Origin of the sequence: Variovorax sp. M-6 (assembly GCF_052114385.1) — a bacterium.
In the GTDB taxonomy this organism is placed as follows: Bacteria; Pseudomonadota; Gammaproteobacteria; order Burkholderiales; family Burkholderiaceae_C; genus Variovorax.
Map to the genome: position 1 here is coordinate 14,032 of NZ_JBFREQ010000026.1, position 20,886 is coordinate 34,917.

Annotated in this window: 16 protein-coding genes and 1 tRNA gene; 11 read left to right on the forward strand and 6 right to left on the reverse strand. The window is 70.3% G+C overall.

Going from position 1 to position 20,886, the window contains the following annotated elements; genetic code table 11:
- The first annotated feature begins 1 nt into the window (after position 1).
- The 3 genes from recC to recD are packed head-to-tail and all read left to right on the forward strand — an operon-like array spanning position 2 to position 9,371.
- Entirely contained in the window at positions 2-3,520 is a 3,519-nt protein-coding gene (recC, locus tag AB4Z46_RS25330; protein WP_442286311.1) for an exodeoxyribonuclease V subunit gamma, read from the forward strand.
- Positions 3,517-7,251, forward strand: a complete 3,735-nt coding sequence (gene recB, locus AB4Z46_RS25335; protein WP_442286312.1) for an exodeoxyribonuclease V subunit beta — start codon at positions 3,517-3,519, stop codon at positions 7,249-7,251. The genes recC and recB overlap by 4 nt, the downstream gene beginning before the upstream one ends.
- Complete coding sequence (gene recD, locus AB4Z46_RS25340) at positions 7,248-9,371, forward strand: exodeoxyribonuclease V subunit alpha (protein ID WP_442286313.1); 2,124 nt, start codon at positions 7,248-7,250, stop codon at positions 9,369-9,371. Before recB ends, recD begins: the two co-directional genes overlap by 4 nt.
- 85 nt (positions 9,372-9,456) lie before the next feature.
- Here the strand turns inward: recD and AB4Z46_RS25345 are convergent, their stop codons facing one another.
- The 5 genes from AB4Z46_RS25345 to AB4Z46_RS25365 all read right to left on the reverse strand — a co-directional run bounded on the left by AB4Z46_RS25345 (position 9,457) and on the right by AB4Z46_RS25365 (position 12,665).
- A complete protein-coding gene (locus AB4Z46_RS25345; protein WP_442286314.1) occupies positions 9,457-9,936 on the reverse strand; it encodes a carboxymuconolactone decarboxylase family protein in 480 nt (159 codons plus the stop codon).
- Between the two features lie 126 nt (positions 9,937-10,062).
- On the reverse strand, positions 10,063-10,944 hold the full coding sequence (locus tag AB4Z46_RS25350; protein ID WP_442286315.1) for an RNA polymerase sigma-70 factor: 882 nt from the start codon (positions 10,942-10,944) through the stop codon (positions 10,063-10,065).
- Between the two features lie 82 nt (positions 10,945-11,026).
- On the reverse strand, positions 11,027-11,416 hold the full coding sequence (locus tag AB4Z46_RS25355) for a type II toxin-antitoxin system VapC family toxin (protein ID WP_442286316.1): 390 nt from the start codon (positions 11,414-11,416) through the stop codon (positions 11,027-11,029).
- Positions 11,416-11,628, reverse strand: a complete 213-nt coding sequence (locus AB4Z46_RS25360) for an AbrB/MazE/SpoVT family DNA-binding domain-containing protein (RefSeq protein WP_442286317.1) — start codon at positions 11,626-11,628, stop codon at positions 11,416-11,418. Before AB4Z46_RS25360 ends, AB4Z46_RS25355 begins: the two co-directional genes overlap by 1 nt.
- Before the next feature lie 119 nt (positions 11,629-11,747).
- A complete protein-coding gene (locus AB4Z46_RS25365) occupies positions 11,748-12,665 on the reverse strand; it encodes a YicC/YloC family endoribonuclease (protein ID WP_442286318.1) in 918 nt (305 codons plus the stop codon).
- Positions 12,666-12,756: 91 nt separating this feature from the next.
- On the opposite strand from AB4Z46_RS25365, the gene AB4Z46_RS25370 reads away from it, so the two are divergent.
- From AB4Z46_RS25370 to AB4Z46_RS25400, 7 genes are all read left to right on the forward strand, one after another.
- Positions 12,757-13,764: a serine/threonine protein kinase gene (locus AB4Z46_RS25370; protein ID WP_442286319.1), complete on the forward strand. Its 1,008-nt coding sequence runs from the start codon at positions 12,757-12,759 to the stop codon at positions 13,762-13,764.
- On the forward strand, positions 13,761-14,666 hold the full coding sequence (locus tag AB4Z46_RS25375) for a PP2C family protein-serine/threonine phosphatase (protein WP_442286320.1): 906 nt from the start codon (positions 13,761-13,763) through the stop codon (positions 14,664-14,666). Before AB4Z46_RS25370 ends, AB4Z46_RS25375 begins: the two co-directional genes overlap by 4 nt.
- A 116-nt stretch (positions 14,667-14,782) precedes the next feature.
- The gene (gene rph, locus AB4Z46_RS25380; protein WP_442286321.1) at positions 14,783-15,511 is read left to right on the forward strand and encodes a ribonuclease PH; all 729 of its coding nucleotides are present in this window, start codon (positions 14,783-14,785) and stop codon (positions 15,509-15,511) included.
- 34 nt (positions 15,512-15,545) lie between these two features.
- Entirely contained in the window at positions 15,546-16,151 is a 606-nt protein-coding gene (gene rdgB, locus AB4Z46_RS25385; protein WP_442286322.1) for an RdgB/HAM1 family non-canonical purine NTP pyrophosphatase, read from the forward strand.
- Positions 16,148-17,401, forward strand: coding sequence for a radical SAM family heme chaperone HemW (gene hemW, locus AB4Z46_RS25390; RefSeq protein WP_442286323.1), 1,254 nt, complete (start codon positions 16,148-16,150; stop codon positions 17,399-17,401). The genes rdgB and hemW overlap by 4 nt, the downstream gene beginning before the upstream one ends.
- Positions 17,402-17,417: 16 nt before the next feature.
- A complete protein-coding gene (locus AB4Z46_RS25395; RefSeq protein ID WP_442286324.1) occupies positions 17,418-18,113 on the forward strand; it encodes a TetR/AcrR family transcriptional regulator in 696 nt (231 codons plus the stop codon).
- 39 nt (positions 18,114-18,152) lie between these two features.
- Positions 18,153-18,237 (forward strand) — tRNA-Ser (locus AB4Z46_RS25400).
- A 559-nt stretch (positions 18,238-18,796) separates the two neighbouring features.
- Here the strand turns inward: AB4Z46_RS25400 and AB4Z46_RS25405 are convergent.
- The gene (locus AB4Z46_RS25405; RefSeq protein WP_442286325.1) at positions 18,797-19,714 is read right to left on the reverse strand and encodes a LysR substrate-binding domain-containing protein; all 918 of its coding nucleotides are present in this window, start codon (positions 19,712-19,714) and stop codon (positions 18,797-18,799) included.
- Between the two features lie 175 nt (positions 19,715-19,889).
- Between AB4Z46_RS25405 and AB4Z46_RS25410 the strand changes: the two genes are divergently transcribed.
- Positions 19,890-20,882, forward strand: a complete 993-nt coding sequence (locus AB4Z46_RS25410; protein WP_442286326.1) for a tripartite tricarboxylate transporter substrate binding protein — start codon at positions 19,890-19,892, stop codon at positions 20,880-20,882.
- The last annotated feature ends 4 nt before the right edge of the window (positions 20,883-20,886 follow it).

Genomic DNA, 20,886 nt, shown 5'->3' on the forward strand with positions numbered 1-20,886 from the left:
GATGACCGACACCGCTCTTTCTCCCGGCTTCATGGCCGTGCACAGCAATCACCCGGAGGCGCTGCGCGATCTGATGGTCGCCTGGATGGCCCGTCATCCGCTGGCGCCGCTCGAGGACGAGTGGGTGCTGGTGCAGAGCAACGGCGTGGCGCAGTGGCTCAGGCTTTCGCTGGCGCGCGATGCCGGGCAGGGCGGCGTCGGCATCGCCGCCGCGCTGCAGACCGCGCTGCCGGCCAGCTTCATCTGGCAGGCCTACCGCGCGGTGCTGGGCGCGCAGGCGGTGCCCGCGGCCTCGCCCTTCGACAAGTCCTTGCTGGTCTGGCGGCTGATGCGGCTGCTGCCCGCGCTGCTGGCCGAGGAGGTGTTCGCGCCGCTGCGCCGATTCCTCGCCGACGATGCCGACCTGCGCAAGCGCCACCAGCTGGCCGAGCGCCTGGCCGACCTGTTCGACCAGTACCAGGTCTACCGGGCCGACTGGCTGGCCGGCTGGGCCGAAGGCCATGACCTGATCGCCACTGGCCGCTCCGGCGCCCAGCCGGTGGCCGAGGAATTGCGCTGGCAGCCGCGCCTCTGGCGCGCGCTGCTCGACGACGTCGGCCCGGCCGGCGCGGCCCACAGCCGCGCCGCCGTGCACCAGCGCTTCATGGCCGCGGCCTCGGCCTGGCAGGGCGAGCGTCCGGCCGGATTGCCGCGGCGGCTGGTGGTGTTCGGCGTCTCCTCGCTGCCGCAGCAGTCGCTCGAGGTGCTGGCCGCGCTGGCGCGCTGGATGCAGGTGCTGATGTGCGTGCACAACCCCTGCGAGCACGACTGGTCCCACATCGTGGCCGACAAGGACCTGCTGCGCGCCGAGCGCCTGCGCCAGCGCCGGCGCCCCGGCGGCGAGGGCGCCATCGCCGAGGAGAGCCTGCACCTGCACGCCCAGCCGCTGCTGGCCGCCTGGGGCAAGCAGGGCCGCGACTTCATCCGCCTGCTCGACGCCCACGACGCGCACGAGGCCTATGCCGAGCGCTTCGCGGCCATCGGCCAGCGCATCGACTGCTTCGATCCCAACCCGCGCGACACGCTGCTGCGCCAGCTGCAAGACGACATCCGCGACCTGCGCCCGCTGGCCGAAACGCGCGAGAAATGGTCGGCGCTCGATGCGGGCGCCGACCGCTCGATCCGCTTCCACGCCACGCACGGTCCGCAGCGCGAGGTCGAGGTGCTGCACGACCAGCTGCTGTCCGCCTTCGCGGCCGATGCCACCCTGCGCCCGCGCGACGTGATCGTGATGGTGCCCGACGTCGCGGCCTACGCGCCGCACATCCAGGCGGTGTTCGGCTTGCTCGCCACGGACGATCCTCGCCATGTGCCCTACACCCTGGCCGACCAGGGCCAGCGCCATCACGATCCGCTGCTGGGCGCGCTCGAGAAGCTGCTGGCCCTGCCTCAGTCGCGCATCGCCGTGAGCGACCTGCTCGACTGGCTCGAAGTGCCGGCGCTGCGCGCGCGCTTCGGCATCGACGAGAACCAGCAGCCGCTGCTGCACCGCTGGATCTCGGCCGCCAACATCCGCTGGGGCCTGCATGCCGAGCAGCGCCGCATGCTCGACCTGCCCGAAGCGCTGGCGCAGAACAGCTGGGACTTCGGCCTGCAGCGCATGCTGCTGGGCTACGCCGTCGGCGCGGGCGAGGCCTGGGCCGGGGTCGAGCCGCTCGACGAAGTGGGCGGCCTGGACGCCGCGCTGCTGGGCCCGCTGGTGCAGCTGATGTCCACGCTCGAAAGCCACTGGCGCACGCTCGCCACGCCCGCCGCGCCCGCGGTCTGGGGCGAGCGGCTGCGCGCGTTGCTGGCCGACTTCTTCGCCGCCGACGAGGACAGCGACGGCTTCACGCTGCAGCGGCTCGAGACGGCGCTGCAGCAGTGGCTGGACGCCTGCGCCGGCGCAGGCCTGGCCGAGGAGGTGCCGCTCTCGGTGGTGCGCGAACACTGGCTGGCGCAGATCGACCAGCCGACCTTGAACCAGCCCTTCTTCGCCGGCGCCGTGACCTTCGCGACCTTGATGCCGATGCGCGCGATTCCGTTCCGCGTGGTGGCGCTGCTCGGCATGAACGACGGCGACTATCCGCGCAGCCGGGTGCCGATGGACTTCGACCTGATGGGCCAGGACTACCGGCCCGGCGACCGCTCGCGGCGCGAGGACGACCGCTACCTGTTCCTCGAGGCGCTGCTGTCGGCGCGCGAGCTGCTGCACATCAGCTGGGTCGGGCGCAGCATCCACGACCATTCGGAGCGCCCGCCCTCGGTGCTGGTCGCCCAGCTGCGCGACCACCTGGCGGCCGGCTGGCTTCTCGCCGGCGACGAGGCGCTGCCGCAGCAGGAGGCGGGCGAGCGCCTGCTGCACGCGCTGACGGTGGAGCACCGCCTCCAGCCCTTCCACCCGGCCTACTTCACGCGGGGCGGCGACGAGCGTCTCTTCAGCCATGCGCGCGAGTGGCGTGCCGGCCTGCTGGCGCAGCCATCGGTCGGCTCGGAGGCCGCCGAACTGGCCCCCTGGACCTTCGACGGCCCGCTCACGCTGCGTCTGCTGGCCGACTTCCTCAAGGATCCCGTGCGCAGCTTCTTCCGCCAGCGCCTGGGCATCCATTTCGAGGCCGACGATCCGGTCGGCGAGGACGAGGAGCCCTTCGCCCTCGACGCGCTCGAGAACTGGCAGTTGCAGAACGAGCTGATCCAGGCGCAGAAGGCGGCGCTCGAGGCCGGCGGCTCGCGCGAGGAGGCGCTGGGCGCGCAGCTCGCACGCATGGCGCGCCGCGGCGAACTGCCGGCCGGCCACTTCGCCGACCTGGCGCAGGAACGGCTGGCCGAGCCGATGGAGAAGATGTTCGACGCGTACGCCAAGGCGCTGGCCGAGTGGCCCGAGGCGCTGCCCGATGCGGCGCTGGACTTCCTGCCCGAGGGCATGGACGAGGCGCTGCGCCTGGCCGACTGGCTCGGCGGCCTGCGGTCAAATGCCGACGGCGAGCGATGCCGGCTGCTGCTCGACAGCGGCAGCCTGGTCAAGGAAGGGCGCTACCGCCTCGACAAGCTGGTGCCGTTCTGGATCGCGCACGTGGCCGGCCACCTGGATGGCGGGCCGATCACCAGCCGCATCGTCAGCAAGGCCGGCAGCGTGACGCTGCAGCCGCTGGATCCGGCGCACGCCCTGGCCTGCTGGTCGGTGCTGCTGGACGCCTGGCAGCAAGGCCTCGGCCGGCCGCTGCCGCTGGCGCTGCGCAGCGCGCTGGCCTGGCTGGGCCGGGGCGGCACGCCCGCCGACCTCGCCGCCGGCGCGCCGCGGGAAGCCGCGCGCGCCTGCTACGAGGACAGCGACCCGCAGTACGGCAAGTTCGGCGAGCGCGACGGCAACGCCTATCTCGCGCGCGCCTACCCCGATTTCGACGCCCTGTGGGCCGATGGCGAATTCGCCCGCTGGAGCCTCGCGCTGCTGAAGCCGCTGGGCGATGCCGTGGGCCGGGCCGCCGCCAAGGAAGCCGCATGACGCTGCCGTCCCTGCTTCAACCCCTGTACTTCCCGCTGCGCGGCAGCCGGCTGATCGAAGCCAGCGCCGGCACCGGCAAGACCTTCACCATCGCCGCGCTGTACCTGCGCCTGGTGCTGGGCCATGGCGGCGAGGCCGCGTTCAGCCGCCCGCTGGCGCCGCCCGAGATCCTGGTCGTCACCTTCACCGACGCCGCGACGAAAGAGCTGCGCGACCGCATCCGCGCCCGGCTGGCCGAAGCGGCCGAGGCCTTCCTCGCCGATCCCGCGACGGTGCCGCCGAAGCCGCAGGGCCTGGACCTGCTGCACGACCTGCGCGCCGACTACCCGCCGGCCCAATGGCACGCCTGCGCCCGCACGCTGCGCCTCGCGGCCGAGTGGATGGACGAGGCCGCGGTCTCCACCATCCACGGCTGGTGCAACCGCATGCTGCGCGAACACGCCTTCGACAGCGGCAGCCTGTTCACCCAGACGCTCGAGACCGACCAGCGCGAGCTGCAGGCCGAAGTCATGCGCGACTACTGGCGCAGTTTCTTCACGCCGCTGTCGCCCGCCGACACGAAGCGGGTGCACGGCTGGTGGGCGACGCCCGGGGCGTTGCTGGGTGCGGTCGAGAAACTGGTGGGCCTGAGCGAGGCGCTGGGCGAGGGCCTGCCGCCCGCCGCCGCGCTGCAGCGCGCACGCGAGCACACCGAGCGCGAGCTGGCGGTCCTCAAGGCCCCGTGGGCCGGCGACGAGGGCTGGGCCGTCGAGCTGCTGGCCGGCCTCGAAGCCGCCACCGCCGCCAAGCAGTGCAAGCTGCCCAAGCGCAAGGAGTGGATGCAGAAGCTGCGCGACTGGGCCGAGGGCGAGGGGCGGCTGCCCGGGCTGACCAAGACCGCCTGGGACCGCCTCACGCCCACCGGTTTGGCCGACGGCTGGAGCGGCGACACCGCGCTGCTGCGGCACCCTGCGCTGCAGGCGCTCGCGACCTTGCAGGAAGCCGCGCGGGCCTTGCCGGATGGCCGCCAGGACCTGCTGCGCCACGCCGCCCGCTGGTCCGCCGAACGCCTGGCCAGCGAGCAGGCCCGGCGCGCGCAGATGGGTTTCGACGAACTGCTGACCCGGCTCGACGCCGCGCTGCAAGGCCCCAACGGCGAGCGTCTCGCGGCCCTGATCCGGCGCCAGTTCCCGGTGGCGCTGATCGACGAGTTCCAGGACACCGATCCGCTGCAGTACCGCATCTTCGACGCCGTCTACGGCATCGCGGCCAACGCGCAGGACACCGCGGTGGTGCTGATCGGCGACCCCAAGCAGGCGATCTACGCCTTCCGCGGCGCCGACATCCACACCTACCTGGCGGCGCGGCGCGACACCGAAGCGCGCCACGCCACGCTCGGCACCAACTTCCGTTCGACGCCGGCGATGGTCGAGGCGGTCAACCGCGTCTTCATGCAGGCCGAGGAACGCGCGGCAGGGCAGGGCGCCTTCCTGTTTCGCGAGCGCGGCGAGAACCCGCTGCCCTTCCTCGCGGTGCAGGCCCGAGGCCGCAGCGAGCGCTGGTGCGTGGCGGGCGAGGAGGCCCCGGCGCTCACCTGCTGGACGCTCGACGGCGATCCGCCGCCCGGCAACGGCGAGGCCCAGCGCCTGCTCGCCGCCGCCTGCGCGACCGAGATCGTGCGCCTGCTCATCGAGGGCCAGGCCGGCCGCACCGGCTTCGCGAAAGAGGGCGAGGCGCTGCGCCCGGTCCGGCCCGGCGACATCGCGGTGCTGGTCAACAGCGGGCGCGAGGCGGTCGCCGTGCGCCAGGCGCTGTCGCGGCGCGAGGTCCGCAGCGTCTATCTCTCGGACAAGGATTCCGTCTTTCAGAGCCCGGTGGCCGCCGAACTGCAGCGCTGGCTGGCCGCCTGCGCCGAGCCCGACGACGACCGCCCGCTGCGCGCCGCGCTGGGCAGCGCCACGCTGGCCCTGGGCTGGGCCGAGCTCGACCGGCTCAACCACGACGAGCTGCAATGGGAAGCGCGGGTGCTGCAGTTCCGCCGCTACCAGCAGGCCTGGCGCCGCCAGGGCGTGCTGCCGATGCTGCGCCACCTGCTGAACGACTTCGGCGTGCCGCAGCGCCTGCTGGCCGCGGAGGACGAACGCACGCTGACCGACCTGCTGCACCTGGCCGAACTGCTGCAGCAGGCCAGCGCGCAGCTCGACGGCGAACACGCGCTGATCCGCTGGCTGGCCGAGCAGCGGCAGGACGGCGGCAGCGACAGCGACGCGCGCAAGCTGCGCCTCGAAAGCGATGCCGACCTGGTCAAGGTCGTCACGGTGCACAAGTCCAAGGGGCTCGAGTACCCGCTGGTCTTCCTGCCCTTCGCCACCGCCTTCCGGGCCGCCAAGGCCGAGGACCTGCCGCTCAAGTGGCACGACGACGCCGGCCGGCTCGTGGTGGCGCTGCAGGCCGACCCCGAGTCGCTGGCGCGCGTCGACCGCGAGCGGCTGGGCGAAGACCTGCGCAAGCTCTACGTGGCCCTGACCCGCGCCCGCTACGCCACCTGGGTCGGCGTGGCGCCGCTGGCCGGCGTGGAGCGCAGCGCGCTGGGCTACCTGCTGGGCGGCGGCGCGTCCCTGCCGCCCGCGGCACTGGCGGATGCACTGGGCGAACTGGCACGGGGGTCTTCGGCGATCTCGGTGCAGGCCGCGCCCGCGGCCGGCGATGAGCGCTATCGCCCGGTCGCCGCCGCGCCGCAACTCGCCCCCGAGCCCGCGCTGCCCTCCGGCCCGCGCGAGCGCTGGTGGATCGCCAGCTACTCGGCGCTGAGCCGGGCCGGCGACACGCTGGACGACGAGGCCGCGCTGGCCCAGGGCGAGCCCGCGACGCGGCTGGCCCTGCCGCCCACGCCCGCCAGCGCCGCCGAGGACATCTATGCCGACAGCCGCGCCGATGCGGCGGTGCCGGAAGACGACGAACTGCCCGCGCCCGAACTGCGCACCGGCAGCCTGCACGACTTCCCGCGCGGCGCCGGCCCGGGCAGCTTCCTGCATGGCCTGCTCGAGTGGGTGGGCCGCCAGGGCTTCGCGCGCGTGCAGTCCGATCCGGCGGCGCAGGCCGACCTGGCCGACCTGATCGCCCGGCGCTGCAACCTGAGCGGCTGGAGCGCCTGGACCGAGCCGCTGCGCGCCTGGCTGCTGGACTGGCTCGCCACGCCGCTGGCGCTGGGCGCCCTGGGCGGCGGCGCCGTGGCGCCCTCGGCGCTGGGCCGGGTCCAGATCGAAATGGAGTTCTGGTTCGGCGTGACGCAGGTCGACCTGCGCGCGCTCGACGCCCTGGTCTGCCGCCACACGCTGGGCGGCGCGCCGCGGGCGGCGCTGCTGCCGCAGCAGCTCAACGGCATGCTCAAGGGCTTCATCGACCTGGTGTTCGAGCACGAGGGCCGCTACTACGTGGCCGACTACAAGTCCAACTGGCTCGGCCCGCGCGATGCCGACTACACGCCCGCGGCGCTGCGCGACGCGGTGCTTGCGCATCGCTACGAGCTGCAGTACGTGCTCTATGTCTTCGCGCTGCACCGCCTGCTGCGCGCGCGGCTGCCCGACTACGACTACGAGCGCCACGTCGGCGGCGCGGTCTACCTGTTCCTGCGCGGCCATGCGGCGCCGGGCCAGGGGCTGCACTGCGAGCGTCCGCCCCGGGCGCTGATCGAGGCGCTGGATGCGCTCTTCAGCGGCGCGGCGCTCCCTGCGGCGGAACTGCAGTCATGAAAGCATCGACCGTGACCACCGACGTCTTCCTCGGCGCGCTCCCGGCGCGCCACGCGCCCCTGCTTGCCGACCTCGAACGCTGGGTCGCCGAGGGCTGGCTGCGCGCGCTGGACAGGAGCTTTGCGGCCTTCCTGGCGCAGAAGGCGCCCGAGGCCGATCCGCTGCTGATCCTCGGCGCCGCGCTCGCCAGCCACCAACTGGGCCGCGGCCATGCCTGCCTGGACCTCCAGGCCGCGCTGGCCGATGCGGGGCAGGCCTTGTCGATGCCGCCCGAAGGCGCGGCGCGGGCGGCGGTGGAGGGCGCGGTGCCGATCACCGCCCCCTCCGCCCTGCTGGCCGGCGTGAGCCTGGCGCGCTGGACCAAGGCGCTCGCGCATCCCGCGCTGGTGGGCCATGGCCCGGGCGCCACGCCGCTGGTGCTGGTCGGCAGCCGCCTGTACCTGCGCCGCTACTGGCAGTACGAGCAATCGGTGCGCGCGGCCATCGCCGAGCGGGTGGCGACGCCCACCGCGGCGGCCTTGCCCGAGGCCCAGGCCACCCTGGCCGCGGCGCTCGATGTGCTGTTCCCGCACCGCGACGGCGCCGCCGTCGACTGGCAGAAGATCGCCTGCGCGCTCGCCGCGCGACAGGGCTTCGGCATCATCACCGGCGGCCCGGGCACCGGCAAGACCACCACCGTGGTGCGCCTGCTCGCGGTGCTGCAGCACCTGGCGCTGTCGGGCGGCAAGGGCCGGCGCCTGCGCATCCGCCTGGCCGCGCCCACCGGCAAGGCGGCGGCGCGGCTCAACGAATCCATCGCCGGCGCGGTCGCGCGCCTGCCGCTCGAGGGCCTCCCGGACCCCGAGGCCGTGCGCGCGGCCATTCCGACCGACGTGACGACGGTGCACCGCCTGCTGGGCAGCCGGCCCGACACGCGCCACTTCCGCCACGACGCGCGCAACCCGCTGGCGCTGGACCTGCTGGTGATCGACGAGGCCTCGATGCTCGACCTCGAGATGATGGCCTCCGTCTTCGCCGCGCTGCCCCCGCATGCGCCGCTGATCCTGCTGGGCGACAAGGACCAGCTCGCCTCGGTCGAGGCCGGTGCGGTGCTGGGCGACCTCTGCCAGCGCGCCGATGCGGGCCACTACAGCATCGACACCGACGCATGGCTGCGGGCCGTCACCGGTGAACTGCTCGAGCCCGAGCTGTGCGACGCCGACGGCCGCGCGCTCGACCAGGCGGTGGTCAAGCTGCGTGTCAGCCATCGTTTCAGTGCCGCGAGCGGCATAGGCAAGCTGGCCGAGGCGGTCAACGCGGGCGATGGCGGCGCGGTGCGGCGCGTGTTCGAGCGCGGCTACGCCGACCTGTCGCAGCAGCGCAGCCTCGACGACGGCGCGCTGCGCCGGCTGGCGATCGACGGCGCGCCCGAGGGCTTTGCGGGGCAGGGCCAGGGGCGGGTCGATGGCGGCAAGGCGGTGCCGCCGCCGGCGGGCTACCGCCACTACCTGGCGCTGATGCGCGCGCGCAAGCCCGGCATCGATGCACCGCAGGCCGACTTCGATGCCTGGGCGCGCGAGGTGCTCGCGGCCTATGGCCAGTTCCAGCTGCTGTGCGCGCTGCGCAGCGGCCCGCAGGGCGTCGAGGGCCTGAACCTGCGCATCGCGGGCCTGCTGCGCGCCGAGGGCCTGCTCGAGGCCGACCACGGTGGCTGGTACCCGGGCCGGCCGGTGCTGGTCACGCGCAACGACTACGGCCTGGGCCTGATGAACGGCGACGTCGGCGTGACGCTGGCGCTGCCGACATCCGTGCCCGGCGAACAGCGCCCGCGCTGGACCTTGCGCGTGGCCTTCACCGCCGGCGACGGCGAGGGCGGCATCCGCTGGGTGTTGCCGAGCCGGCTGCGCGCGGTCGAGACCGTGTTCGCGATGACGGTGCACAAGTCGCAGGGCTCCGAGTTCGCGCACGCCGCGCTGCTGCTGCCCGAGCGCCCGAGCCCGGTGCTGACGCGCGAGCTGGTCTACACCGGCATCACCCGGGCGCGGCACTGGTTCACGCTGGCGGCTGCACCGGAAGTGATGCAGGGGGCGGTGCGCAAGTGTGTCGACCGGGTCGGCGGACTGGGCCTGCGCAGCGCGTGAGCGCAGCGCCGGGCCGCTCCCAAGCAAGCTCGCACCGCAGTGCGAAGCACGAAGGTACTCCCGTGAGCCCGCGACGTCGTGGCGTTCACTCCAGCCCGGCCTTGTCGAGGCCGTAGGCCTTGTCGGCCGAGCCCGGCACATTCTTGAAGGCGATGCTGAGGCGGTTCCAGGCATTGATCGTCATCACGACGAAGCTCAGGTCGGACAGTTCCTTCTCCGACAGCTGGGTGCGCACGCGGTCGTAGACCTCGTCAGGTACGCCGTGCTCGGGCAGCCGGGTCAGGATCTCGGTCCAGGCCAGCGCGGCGCGCTCGCGCGGGCTGAACAGGGTCGATTCGCGCCAGATTGCCAGATGGTGGACGCGCAGTTCGCGCTCGCCGTGCAGCTTGGCTTCCTTCACGTGCATGTCGAGGCAGAAGCCGCAGCCGTTGATCTGCGAGGCGCGGATGTGCACGAGGTCCTGGATCGTCTGCTCAATGGCGCTGTCTTTCTGCAGCATGCTGAACTCGACGAATTTCTTGTACAGCGCGGGGGATTGCTGCATGGCGTTGATGCGTTGGGTCATGGTCACTTCCTTGAGAGCCTCAGAACGGCTGAGGCATCCGCTTGCGAAACTTCGCGTCATGGACGGATCTTTCTTGCATCCATGTCCACAAGACGGGCCAGCTCGCCGGTTTGTGACAGACCCCGCTCAATGGCCCTGAAACGCCGCCGCCAGCCGCGCCAGCTTCTCGGGGTTGCGCTGCACGTGGATGCGCGTGATGCGTTCGCCATCGGTCTCGTAGGACCCTGCGGATTCGAGCACCCCGTCGATGAAGCGCAGCAGCGCCCACTCGCCATTGATCATCGCGAGCTCCACACGCACGCCGCTGCCGAAGCGCAGGTGGGTGGCATAGAAGAGCTGCGCGATGCGCTGGCCGCCGAGCAGCGGCTTGCCGAAGCTCGGCACGATGCCGCCGCCGTCGCCGATCAGTTCGGCGTTCTCGGCCAGCATCCCGTTCATGGCCGCGAAATCGCCGCGCGACAGCGCTTCGGCGAAGCCGCGCATCAGCTGCCGGTGCCTGTCGCGCGAGACCGCGAAGCGCGGCCGCTCCTCGCGCAGCTGCGTCTTCGCGCGGTGCACGATCTGGCGGCAGGCGGCCTCGCTCTTGCCGATCGCCTGCGCGACCTCGCCGTAGTCGGCATCGAACACCTCGCGCAGAAGAAAGGCCGCGCGGGCCTCGGGCGCCAGCCGTTCGAGCAGCATCAGGAAGGCCACCGACACATCGTCGGAGAGTTCCTTGGTCTGCTCGGGCGTGCTGGGCGCGTCGGTCAGCACCGGCTCGGGCAGCCAGTAGCCGACGTAGTGCTCGCGCTGCACCTTGGCGGCGCGCAGCCGGTCGATCGAGATCCGCGTGGTGATGGTCACCAGCCAGGCCTCGGCGTTGTCGATGCTCGCCTGCTCGGCCTCGTGCCAGCGCAGCCAGGCGTCCTGCACCACGTCCTCGGCCTCGGCCACGGCGCCGAGCATGCGGTAGGCGATGCCCTGCAGGCGCGGGCGGAGGCGGTTGAAGGTGGCAGTGGGGTCGGTCATGTCGGGTAGACGTTCGACGCCTTCAGCTTGTGACAGCCCGCGGCGGGACTGCATTGCACGCGCGGATCGCGGTCGCCCGCAATCACGCCGTCTTCGGAAAGAACACCACGTCCGGCAGCCCCTCGAAATGGGCGTCGCAGGTCATCAACTCCGCCCGTTGGTGCTGCGCCGTGGCGTAGACGATGGCATCGGCTGTGGCCAGCTTGTGTTCGCGGTGCAGATCCGCCGCGAGCAACGCGATGGTCGTGTCCATGGCCACGACGACGCACTTCTGCGTATAGGCGATCACCTGATCGGCCCGCTCTTCGCCGACCTCGCGCACCAGCCACTTCGAGAGTTCGAGCTGCACGATGGTGGGCACGATGCACTGCGGCTTGGCCGGGAACTGCTGGCCCAGTGTCTTTCCGAGCGTGCTGCCCGCAAGCCATTCGATCCAGGCCGAGGTATCGACCACGCGCAACGGCGCAGCCATCAGTAGCGGTCTTTGCGGTCGCGGTAGCCGTCCGTGCGCGCGCCCTTGGCGATGCCGGCCAGTTGGTCAAGCTCAGGCACCGGCATCATGAGGACGCCCTTGCCCTTTGGAATGAAAACGAACTCCTGCCCGGCTTGCCAGTGCTGTTCTTCACGCACGGCCTTGGGAATGGATATCTGATATTTGCTGGACAGGGTGGCGGTCGCGGTCATCTTCGTACCTCATTGGTATCGATGCGGGTTTGGTAAGAATACACAATTCCCGGCGATGTCGAGTCGACCAACCGATGTTCAAGGGGTTTCTCGGATCGCGCGCGCCGCCATGAAACCCCTCACTCGATGTTCTGCACCTGCTCCCGCATCTGCTCCACCAGCACCTTCATGTCGACCCCGATGCGCGTCAGCTCCAGCGTCGCCGACTTCGAGCCCAGGGTGTTGGCCTCCCGGTGCAGCTCCTGGATCAGGAAATCGAGCCGCTTGCCGATCTCGCCGCCCTTCTTGACCAGCCGCTCGATCTCGTCGAGGTGCGAGTCGAGCCGGGTCAATTCCTCGGCGACGTCGATGCGGATCGCGAAGGCCGTGGCTTCCGACAGGGCGCGGTCCTGGGCCGCCTCGGGCGGGGTGGTGCCGCCGCCCAGGCCCATGGCGTCCTGCCAGCGTTCGAGGAAGCGGTTGCGCTGCTGCTCCACCAGCTGGGGCACCAGCGGCAGGGCCTGGGCCGCCAGCTTGCGCAGCTGCGCGAGGTGGTCCAGCAGCATCTTGGCCAGCCGCGCGCCTTCGCGCTCGCGGGCGGCCAGCAATGACTTCAGGGTCTTTTCGGTGAGTTCGGCCAGCTCGGGGCCCCAGTCGCCGCGCGGCGCCGAATCCCCGGCCGCCAGCCGCAGCACGTCGGCCACGCTGAGGTCGCGCGCGCCGGGCAGCCACGACTTGATGCTGTCCTGCACGCCGTTGAGCCGCTGCAGCAGTTTGGGCGACGGGTCGCCGATGCCCGCGGTGCCGGTGGTCTCGATCGCGGCCCGGACCTCGACCTTGCCGCGCTTGAGCTGCCCCGTGAGGAGCTCCCGAAGCGCCGGTTCGTGCTGGCGCAGTTCCTCGGGCAGCTTGAAGCTCAGGTCGAGGAATCGGCTGTTGACCGAGCGGATCTCGACCCCGAGACGACCCGCCGTCGAGGGGCGCGCTTCGGCGTCGGAGTGGCTGCCCGTGGGGCCGTTCTGGCCGCTGGCATAGCCGGTCATGCTGTAAACTGGCATCGCGCCTCGCTGTGGTTTGTTTGCTTTTCACCGAGGGCTCGGCACAGCGTTCGCTTGCCGCACCATCGCCTTCGGGCGAAACTCCCTGATTATGTCAAAGGTCAAACCTTCGCCCTTGCTTCCCGACACGGTGATCGGGGGATACCGCGTCGTGCGCCGGCTGTCCGCCGGCGGCTTCGGTGTCGTCTACCTGGCCGTCGATTCGAGCGGCCAGCAGGTCGCCATCAAGGAGTACCTGCCTTCGTCGCTGGCCACCCGCGGCACCGGCGAGCTGGCGCCCCAGGTGCCGCCCGAAAAGCTCTCCCTCTACCGGCTGGGCCTCAAGAGCTTCTTCGAGGAAGGGCGCTCGCTGGCCCAGATCTCGCATGCATCAGTTGTCAGCGTGCTCAATTTCTTCCGCGAGAACGAGACCGTCTACATGGTCATGAACTACCTGGAGGGGGCGACCCTGCAGGATTTCATCGTCACCGCGCGCGACCTCAAGAAGCAGAAAGTATTCAGGGAGTCGACGATCCGGTCGCTCTTCGACGAGATCCTGCGGGGCTTGCGCATCGTCCACCAGCACAAGATGCTGCACCTGGACATCAAGCCCGCCAACATCTTCGTCACCGACGACGACCGCGCCGTGATGATCGACTTCGGCGCCGCGCGCGAGGTGCTGTCCAAGGAGGGCAACTTCATCCGCCCGATGTACACCCCCGGCTTCGCGGCCCCCGAGATGTACCGGCGCGATTCGTCGATGGGCCCCTGGACCGACATCTACGCCATAGGCGCCTGCATCTACGCCTGCATGCAGGGTTATCCCCCGAACGACGCGCCGCAGCGCATCGAGAAAGACCGCCTGGGCCTGTCGCTCTCGCGGCTGCGCGGCATCTACTCCGACAACCTGATCGAGGTGGTCGAGTGGTGCATGTCGCTCGATCCGCTGTCGCGCCCGCAGTCGGTGTTCGCGCTGCAGAAGGAGCTCAGCCGCGAAGGCGAGCGCCGCTACACCAAGCTCACGGTCGGCGAGAAGGTCAGGCTTTCCATCGACAACATGCGTTCGTTCGAAAAGAAGGGCCTGCCCAAGGCCGCTGCTCCTACGACCCGCCCAGCATGAAGTTCTCCGTATTCCAGGTCAGCCGCAAAGGCGGCCGTCTCAAGAACGAAGACCGCATGGGCTATTGCTACACGCGGGAATCGGGTCTGTTCGTGCTGGCCGACGGCATGGGCGGGCACCCCGAAGGCGAGGTGGCGGCCCAGCTGGCGCTGCAGACCATCGCGGCGCTCTACCAGCGCGAGGCCCGGCCGGTCGTCAAGGACGTCAAGGCCTTCCTCACCGCCTCGGTGATGGCCGCGCACCAGCAGATCATGCGCTACGCCGGCAACAAGGGCATGCTCGACACGCCGCGCACCACCGTCGTGGCGGCCGTCATCCAGGGCAACACCGCGAGCTGGATCCACTGCGGCGACTCGCGCCTGTACGTGATCCGCGACGGCGAGCTGCTGACCCGCACCCGCGACCATTCGCACGCCGAGCGCCCGCGCGCCAACGCCGGCCCCGAGCCGGTCAACCGCAACCTGCTGCTGACCTGCCTGGGCTCGCCCACCACGCCGCTGTTCGATATCTCGGCGCCGCTGCAGCTGCAGCGCGGCGACCGCGTCATGCTGTGCTCCGACGGCGTCTGGGGCGTGCTCGACGACAGCGTCATCGTGCACATCCTCTCGTCCGGCAAGCCGGTGTCCGATGCCGCGCCCGACCTGGCCGAAATGGCGCTGCGCAACGGCGGCACCCACAGCGACAACGTGACCCTGATCGCGCTCGAATGGGAAACCCCCGACGAGCTGGGCCAGAAGCGCGGCGTTTCCACCGACAGCATCAGCGACGGCGTGTTCGCCTCCACCATCCAGGCCGGCATGCCGTCCGACAGCGAGCTCGACGACCTCGACGACGACGCCATCGAGCGCTCCATCGCCGAGATCAACGAGGCGATCAAGCGCTCGGCCGCCCGCAAAGCCTGAATATGGCCCCCACGCTCCGTCACTTCGTGTACTCGCTGCCCCCCGGGGGGGCCGCAGGCCGCCTTGGGAGCGGCCCGGCGGCGGCCTGAGTTTTTCCCATACTTTCCCGAATCACCATGACAGTTTTCGTTCGAAGCGGCGGCCGTGCGGCCGACCAGCTGCGCCCCGTGCGCATCACCCGCGGCTACACCATCCACGCCGAGGGCTCGGTGCTGATCGAGTTCGGCCAGACCCGCGTGCTGTGCACCGCCTCGGTCGAAGAGAAGGTGCCGCCGCACAAGCGCGGCAGCGGCGAGGGCTGGGTCACGGCCGAATACGGCATGCTCCCGCGCGCCACCCACACCCGCAGCGACCGTGAAGCCGCGCGCGGCAAGCAGAGCGGTCGCACGCAGGAAATCCAGCGCCTCATCGGCCGCTCGATGCGCGCGGTGTTCAACCTGGCCGCGCTCGGCGAGCGCACCATCCACCTCGACTGCGACGTGCTGCAGGCCGACGGCGGCACCCGCACCGCGGCCATCACGGGCGCCTTCGTGGCCGCGCAGGACGCGGTCAACAAGCTGCTGGCCGCCGGCAAGATCCAGGCGACGCCGATCCTCGGCCACGTCGCGGCCATCTCGGTCGGCATCGTGCAGGGCACGCCGCTGCTCGACCTCGAATACACCGAAGACTCGGCCTGCGACACCGACATGAACGTCGTCATGACCGGCGCCGGCCATTTCGTCGAAGTGCAGGGCACGGCCGAAGGCGCCGCCTTCTCGCGCGACGAGATGAACGCGCTGCTGGCTCTGGCCGAGAAGGGTATCGTCGAGCTGACCGCGCTGCAGACGCAGGCGCTCGCAAGTTGAAGAAAACGACCCTGCGCACCCGCGCCCCCTGGCGATGAAACTGGTCCTGGCTTCCAACAATGCCGGCAAGCTCGCCGAGCTGCAGGCGCTGTTCGCGCCGCTCGGCGTGGCGCTGGTGCGGCAGTCCGAACTCGGCGTCGGCGAGGCCGACGAGCCCTTCCGCACCTTCGTCGAGAACGCGCTCGCCAAGGCCCGCCATGCCGCGGCCGCCACCGGCCTGCCGGCCATCGCCGACGATGCCGGCCTCTGCGTCGATGCCTTCGGCGGCCTGCCGGGCGTCGACACGGCCTACTACGCCACCCGGTTCGGCTACGAGAAGGGCGACGCCAACAACGTGCGCGCGCTGCTCGAGCAGCTCAACGGCGTGCAGAACCGCCGCGCCGCGCTGGTCAGCACCCTGGTGGCGCTGCGCAACGCCGACGACCCCGAGCCGCTGATCGCGGTCGGCCGCGCGCCCGGCGAGATCACCCGCGAGCCCGTGGGCGACAACGGCTTCGGCTTCGACCCCGTGATGTTCCTGCCGCAGTTCGGCAAGACCTTTGCCCAGCTGCCGACCGAAGTGAAGAACGCCAACAGCCATCGGGGCCAGGCGGCCCGCACCATGCTGGCCCTGATGCGCGAACGCTGGTTGCTGTCGTGAGCATCGTCATCCCGATCGCCCCCGGCGCCGAGCAGGCGGCCGACGGCGCGGCCGGCGCCAACGACGTGCTGCACCTGATGCGGCCGGGCCCGCTGCAGCTGGCGGCACTGCCGCCGCTGTCGCTCTACGTGCACCTGCCCTGGTGCCTGCGCAAGTGCCCCTACTGCGATTTCAACTCGCACGAATGGCGCGGCAGCGACGAGGCCTTGCCCGAGCAGCGCTACCTCGACGCCCTGGTGGCCGACCTCGACGCCGCGCTGCCGCTGGTGTGGGGCCGCACGGTGCACACCATCTTCATCGGCGGCGGCACGCCCAGCCTGTTCTCGCCGGCGGCCATCGACCGCCTGATCGGCGACCTGCGCGCGCGGCTCAAGCTCACGCCCGACTGCGAGATCAGCCTGGAGGCCAACCCCGGCACCTTCGAGCGCGACCGCTTCCGCGCCTATCGGGCGGCGGGCGTGACGCGGCTGTCGGTCGGCGTGCAGAGCTTCGACGACGAGCACCTGAAGGCGCTCGGCCGCGTGCACGACCGCGCCCAGGCCATCGCCGCGGTGGAGGAGGCCGCGGCGGCCTTCGACACCTTCAACCTCGACCTGATGTATGCGCTGCCGGGCCAGACCCTGGGAGGCCTCGACGCCGACCTCGACCAGGCGCTGGCGCTGCAGCCGCCGCACCTGTCGGTGTATCACCTGACCATCGAGCCCAACACCTACTTCGCCAAGTTTCCGCCCGTCATTCCCGAGGACGACACGGCCTACGACATGCTCGACCGCATCACGGAGCGCACGGCCGCCAGCGGGCTGCAGCGCTACGAGATCTCGGCCTATGCGCGCGCCGGCCATGCCTGCGCGCACAACCTGAACTACTGGCAGTTCGGCGACTATCTGGGCATCGGCGCCGGCGCCCACAGCAAGCTGAGCTTTGCGCACCGGGTGGTGCGGCAGGTGCGCTTCCGCGAGCCGCGGCTGTACATGGACAACGCGCTCGCCGGCCGTGCCGTCGCCCAGAGCGACGACGTCGGCATCGGCGCGCTGCCCTTCGAATTCATGCTCAATGCCTTGCGGTTGAAGGACGGCTTCACGCTGGCGCAGTTCGGCGAGCGCACCGGCCTGGCCATCACCTCCATCCAGCGGGGCCTTGAAGAGGCCGAGCGAAAAGGTTTGATACAAAGAGATCTTGCGCGCGTCTGGCCGACCACGCGCGGCTTCGACTTCTTGAGCGATCTGCAGTCCATCTTCCTTCCGGACTGACGACGAGCAACAGCCCATGGACAAGAACGACACCGACCTCTCAGAGACGACAGAGACCATCAAGCGGCGCTCGCGTGGCCGGCCCAGCCCCGAGCAGGCGGCTGCGCTGCGCGAGTCCTTCCTGGCGGCGGCGCTGGAATCCTTCCTCGAGAAGGGCTACTCGGCCACCAGCATCGAGGCCATCGCGCGCGAGGCCGGCGTGGCCAAGATCACGATCTACCGCCAGTTCGACAACAAGGAGGCGCTGTTCCGCGAAGTGGCGCACCGTGCGGTCAGCAATGCCCGCGAGACCATGCAGAACGCCCTGGTGGACCCGAGCAGCGACGACCGCCAGACGCTGATCGAACTGGTCGAGCGGCTGTACCTGACCGCGACCGAGCCCAAGACCCTGGCGCTGATGCGGCTGGTGATCGCCGAGGCGATGCGCTTCCCCGAACTCGCGAAGTCGCTCTATGTGGAGAACAGCTACGTGATCGCGCCGGTGGTCGAGTACCTGGCCGAGGCGCACCGCGCGGGCCGGCTGCGCGTGCCTTCGCCCGAGCTGGCCGCCGTGCAGCTGTCGAACCTGGCCTTGGGCGGGGTGCGCTTCTTCATCTCGAAGCCGCTGGCCGGGCCGGAGGAGCGCCGGGTGTGGGCCGAAGGCATCGCGGACCTGGTGCTGCGGGGGTGGGCGCCAGCTTCCGCGCCTGAAGCCGCCCAGCGCTCAGACTAGAATCCCGACCCTGCCTTCCCGCGCGACGAAGGCAGTCCAGGAGAGTTGGGTGAGTGGTTTAAACCAGCAGTCTTGAAAACTGCCGACGGGCAACCGTCCGTGAGTTCGAATCTCACACTCTCCGCCGGAATCGCTTCTTTCGTTGTCCGGCGCCGCCCTGTACCACCTCTGGATCCTCAGGAGGCGTGGCGCAGGCCAGCGTGCCAACGGCCACGCTGTGTGGCGCACAACGAAAAAGCCCTGGCCGTTTCCAGTCAGGGCAAGAGGTCGGTGGTCGACCTTGGAGAAAGGTGCAGACCTCTTAGGTTCACGATCCAGGCCGGAGTTCCGCAAACGAAGAAGCCGCCTCGGCGGGCGGCTCGACGGTGCCGGAACTGAGCCCGGTCGAAAGTGGCGACGGCCGCCGGCATCGAGGAACCGCCCCCTATGGGCGGGTGCCGAAGCGTCCTCTACCAGCGCCAGCGGACCATCTGCACCCAGACTACACGCTGTTTGTGATGGCTGAATGACGATCGCGTGCACCAGCCCCGCTGATTGCGGTTTTTTTCACGCCCGCTTGATCTTGCGCAACGTTCCGCCGAGCCGTCACGGCGTTTCCGGCACGGCCGAGTGCCGGACCTTCTTGTTTTTGCGTGCGTCCCTGCAGACGCAGGCTACAGAAATCCCGCCCCGCTGGCAGGGCTCTAGGCTTTGCGTGACGTGGGCCGCACGAATTCGTGGAAGTACAGCTTGAGCAGCCTCGCGAACTCTTCGGCAATGGCGGAGGGTGCCGACTGCGGCGAAAAGGCCATCGACACCTCCACCGGGCAACGCGGCAGCAAAGGAAGAACCATCAGATCGCGCGCGAACACCGAGGCGACGTAGGGGTTCACGATGCCGATGCCCGTCCCTTGCGCGGCCATCATGCAGATCGTGACCGAGTAGGTCGTCTCGACCGTCGCCGCCGCCTCGATGCGATGCAGCTGCAAGGTGCCCAGGAACCGCTGATGAATCTCGTCGTCGGCATTGAGGGTGAGCAGCACCTGGTCCTTCAGGTCGCGCACATGCAGGCCGGTGCGGCGCGCCAGCGGGTGCTCCGGATGCATCACACATACCGCATGGGCACGGTGCAGCGAAACGGCTTCGATCTGCGGATCGTTGATCTCGGACGTGGTCAGCGCGACGTCGTACAGACCGTAGAGCAAGCCTTCGCGCAGCGGATGCGCGCTGACGGTCTGCAGGTTGACGTGCACCTCGGGATGCAAGCGCGAGAATGCATGAACGACCTTGGGCATGACGCTGAGCCCGAGTGCCGGCGTGCAACCGACGCGCAGCGAGCCCGTGCCCGACTTCCGCATGACCGCCACGCTCTGCTCGATGCGGTCCAGCCCGAGGAAATGGCGCTGCACCGTGTCGAACAGCTGCCGTGCCTCGTGCGTGGGCCGAAGCCGCCCCTTGTGAATGTCGAACAGCTTGAGCTGGGTGGCATTCTGGATCTGCGCCAGCAGGCGGCTCACCGAAGGCTGCGTGGTGTGGAGCATGGCTGCCGCCGCCGTGGTGGTGCCGGTCTGCATGACCGCGCGAAAGGCTTCGATCTGGCGGAAGTTCAATGGTCGCGACATTCGGGAGCTCCTGGAACTGCGGTGCGAGCGCATGGGCGAGGGCATATCTTTTCTGCATACCCTGGCGATGAAATTGAATTTTCCAGAATGATGCCGGATTTCTAAACTGCGCCGGAACACATCACCTCCACCCCCTCCATCACGCCGCGAAGGCGTGCAGCAAGGAAGACGACGCATGACACAGCAATGGCCGCGCAGGGCCGCCAGCCTTGGCCTTCTTCTCGGACTGGCCTTCGGGCTCGCCTCCATCTCGCAGGCATCGGAACCACAGGCCTATCCGAACCGGATGATCCGCCTCGTGGTGCCCTTCACCGCCGGCGGCAGTTCCGACGTGCAGGCCCGCATGCTCGCCGACCGCCTGGGCAAGCTGTACAAGCAGGCCGTGGTGGTCGACAACCGCCCCGGCGCCGGTGGACACATCGGCGGCAAGTTCGTGGCCGATGCACCGGCCGATGGCTACACGCTGCTGCTCGGCTCGATCGGGCTGCACGCGACCTACGGCGTCTTCAAGAAGCTGACCTACGACCCCGCGACGGACCTGAAGGTCGTCACGGTGCTTGCCGAGATGCCGCACGTCGTGGTCGCCAATCCTTCCCTTCCCGCCAACGACCTGAAGCAGCTGGTCGCGCTGGCGCGCAAGCAGCCGAACGCGATCAACTTCGGCTCCGCCGGCGTGGGATCGTCCGTGCACATGATCGGGGAGCTGTTCAAGCTCACTGCCGATGCACCGATCACGCACGTGCCGTACAAGGGCAGCACGACCGCGTTGAACGATCTGCTGGCCGGCCAGATCCAGTTGATGTTCGAGAACCCGCCAACCACGCTGGCCCACATCCGCGGCGGCAAGCTCAAGGCGCTGGCCGTGACGGGCAAGACCCGCCTGCCGGCGCTGCCCGACGTGCCGACCGCGATCGAGTCCGGCCTCCCTGCCTTCGAGGCCACCTCGTGGACCACCGTGGCCGTCAGCGCCAAGGTGCCCGATGCGATCGCGGACAAGCTCAATGCCGACATCCGCAAGATCGTCTCGGCGCCGGAATTCCGCCAGGGGCTGTCGGACCAGGGGATGACCCCGGTGGCCAACACGCGAGACGTCGCGACCAGGTTCATTGCGGCCGAGAAGCTGCGCTGGGACAAGGTCATCGAGCAAGGCCGGATCGCCGCGGAATAAGCCG